Annotated in this window: 5 protein-coding genes; 1 reads left to right on the plus strand and 4 read right to left on the minus strand. The window is 71.7% G+C overall.

The genetic code is table 11. The annotated features are described in order from the left end of the window. On the plus strand, nt 1–494 hold a 494-nt coding region (locus ACWCO3_RS33650), incomplete at its 5' end, for a 6-phosphogluconolactonase (RefSeq protein ID WP_450013981.1). 37 nt (nt 495–531) lie between these two features. Here the strand turns inward: ACWCO3_RS33650 and ACWCO3_RS33655 are convergent. The 4 genes from ACWCO3_RS33655 to pgk all read right to left on the minus strand — a co-directional run. After that, the gene (locus ACWCO3_RS33655; RefSeq protein WP_145779854.1) at nt 532–873 is read right to left on the minus strand and encodes an RNA polymerase-binding protein RbpA; all 342 of its coding nucleotides are present in this window, start codon (nt 871–873) and stop codon (nt 532–534) included. Between the two features lie 140 nt (nt 874–1013). Beyond that, nucleotides 1014–1274, minus strand: coding sequence for a preprotein translocase subunit SecG (gene secG, locus ACWCO3_RS33660; RefSeq protein WP_145779853.1), 261 nt, complete (start codon nt 1272–1274; stop codon nt 1014–1016). Nucleotides 1275–1370: 96 nt separating this feature from the next. After that, nucleotides 1371–2162: a triose-phosphate isomerase gene (gene tpiA / locus ACWCO3_RS33665; protein ID WP_145779852.1), complete on the minus strand. Its 792-nt coding sequence runs from the start codon at nt 2160–2162 to the stop codon at nt 1371–1373. Between the two features lie 2 nt (nt 2163–2164). Further along, a partial coding sequence (gene pgk, locus ACWCO3_RS33670; protein ID WP_450013984.1) for a phosphoglycerate kinase occupies nt 2165–2710 on the minus strand: 546 nt, incomplete at its 5' end.

Here is a 2710-nt window from a genome sequence, read left to right on the forward strand (position 1 = left end):
GACCACCCAGCCGGACGAGGACCAGCTCACGCCGAGTTGTCGGACCGCGCCGGTGGACAGCAGCAGACGGGGATAGCCGACCGCCCGGGGCAGCGGAGTACGCCGAGGAGTTGGCGCGCGCCGCCCGGCCCGGCCACGCCACGCTGCCGCACTTCGACGTGCTGATGCTGGGTGTCGGCGAGGACGGGCACGTGGCCTCGGTCTTCCCCGAACACCCGGTGCACTACGACACCCGGCCGTGCAGCGCGGTGCGGGGCAGCCCCAAGCCACCGTCGGTGCGGACCACGCTCACCCTGCCGACGATCAACACCGCGGACGAGGTCTGGCTGGTGGCCGGCGGCGCCGACAAGGCCCGTGCGGTGGGCATGGCGTTGGCCGGCGCCGGGCCGGTGCAGTTGCCGGCCGCCGGGGTGCACGGCGTGAGCCGTACCCGGTGGCTGCTGGACCGGGCCGCCGCAGCCGACGTACCCGCCCGCTTCCGCAGCCTCCGTTAGGCGCACAGCCGTACTCGCCGCGGCGGCGGAGCAGCCGTTACTCGCCGCGGCGTCGGCGGAGCGCGGCGAGCGCCTCGGCCAGCAGCGCCTCGCCCTCCTCGGCGGTGCGCCGCTCCTTCACGTACGCCAGGTGGCTCTTGTACGGTTCGGCGCGGACCCGGCCTGGAGGGTTCTGCGCGTCCTGGCCTGCGGGTAGGCCACAACGGGGGCAGTCCCACACCGCGGGCGGTTCGGCGTCCGCGGCGATCCGGATGTCGGTCTGGTGGTCGTTACGGCACCAGTAGGTGACGTCCTGTCGGGGGGCGGGTTGGTGCCGCTCGTCGGGGCGCATGGGTGCGGACCCGACGCGGGCGCCACGGATGACGTTGCCACTCGGCACGGCTGCTCGCTCCTGTCGTCGGAGGGGACCCGCCGCCGTCGAGGGGTGGGCGGCGGGCGACGCGGTGCAGCGGAGAAAAGCCTGCGCGCGGCCCGTCGAGTGACGGACCGCGCGCAGATTGTACGACTTGAAGCGCTCGCTCAGGAGATGCTGTTCATCTGCAGGCGGAGCCAGAGCCCGAGACCGACGATGGCGGCGAACCAGACAACGCTCACCAGAACGGTGTAGCGGTCGAGGTTCTTCTCCGCCACCGACGAGCCGGCGAGGCTGGAGCTGACGCCACCGCCGAACATGCTCGACAGACCGCCGCCCTTGCCGCGGTGCAGCAGGATCAGCAGGGTGAGCAGAATGCTCGTGATGACCAGCAACACGATCAACGTGTATGCGAACCAGATCGGCATGGCTGGGGTCAGTTCCTCTCGTAGCGATCCTCGCCCGGTCTGATCGGGCACGGCGGCACCGACCGGCGGACGGGCGGTGTCCAGGATACCGAGCGATCAGCGAGCGAGGTGCTCCGGGAAGCGGCAGATTTGCGCGAACTCCTCCGCGTCCAGGCTGGCGCCCCCGACCAGGCCCCCGTCCACGTCCGGCTGGGCCATGATCGAGGCGACGTTGGACGCCTTGACCGAGCCGCCGTAGAGGACCCGGACCTGGTCAGCGGTGTCCTGGTCGAAGCGCTCCGCCAGTCGCTGCCGGACCGCCCCGCACACCTCCTGGGCGTCCTCCGGGGTCGCGGTCTTGCCCGTGCCGATCGCCCAGACCGGCTCGTACGCGATCACGACCTGCCGCACCTGCTCGGGCGTGAGCCCGGCGAGGCCCCCGTCGAGCTGGTCGGCGCAGTGCGCCACGTGGGTGCCCTGCTCGCGGACGTCCAGCCCCTCCCCCACGCAGAGGATCGGGGTCAGGCCGTGCGTCAGCGCCGCCTTCACCTTGGCGTTGACGACAGTGTCGTCCTCGTGGTGGTAGGCCCGCCGCTCGGAGTGCCCGACCACCACGTACGTGCAACCGAGCTTGGCCAGCAGCGGGCCGGAGATGTCCCCGGTGTACGCGCCGGACGCGTGCGGGGAGAGATCCTGCCCGCCGTAGCCGATCAGCAGCTTGTCGCCGTCCACCGCGGTCTGCACGGTACGCAGGTCGGTGAAGGGCGGCAGCACGACCGTCTCGACCTCGGTGAGCTGCTTCTCGGTGAGGCTCGCCGCCAGCTTCTGCACCAGCAGGTTGGCCTCGAGGTGGTTGAGGTTCATCTTCCAGTTGCCGGCCATCAGCGGCCGACGGGTGGTGCTCGCCATGTTCAGTTCTCCAGGGCCGCGATGCCGGGGAGGGTCTTGCCCTCGAGGTATTCCAGGGAGGCGCCGCCACCCGTGGAGATGTGCCCGAACGATGACTCGTCCAGCCCCAGGGCACGGACCGCCGCCGCCGAGTCACCGCCGCCGACGACGCTGAACGCGTCGGCCTTGGTGATCGCCTCGGCGATCCCCCGGGTGCCCGCCGCGAACGCCGGCATCTCGAACACGCCCATCGGGCCGTTCCAGAAGATCGTCTTCGCCTGGGACAGGGCGGCGCTGAAGCCGGCCACCGTCTCCGGGCCGACGTCCAGACCGAGCCGGTGGCTCGGGATGCCGTCCACGCGGACCGTGTCGTGCGCGGCGTCCGGGGCGAACGCGTCCGCGACCACCACGTCGACCGGGAGCAGGATCTTGCCGTTGGCCCGCTCCAGCAGGTTGCGGCAGGTGTCGACCATGTCCTTCTCCAGCAGCGACGTGCCCACCTCCAGGCCCTGGGCACGCCGACCTCTGGCGAACGGTTCCGGCCTCCGCCCGGTTGGATCTGGCACGCC

The organism is Micromonospora sp. NPDC002411, assembly GCF_053592955.1.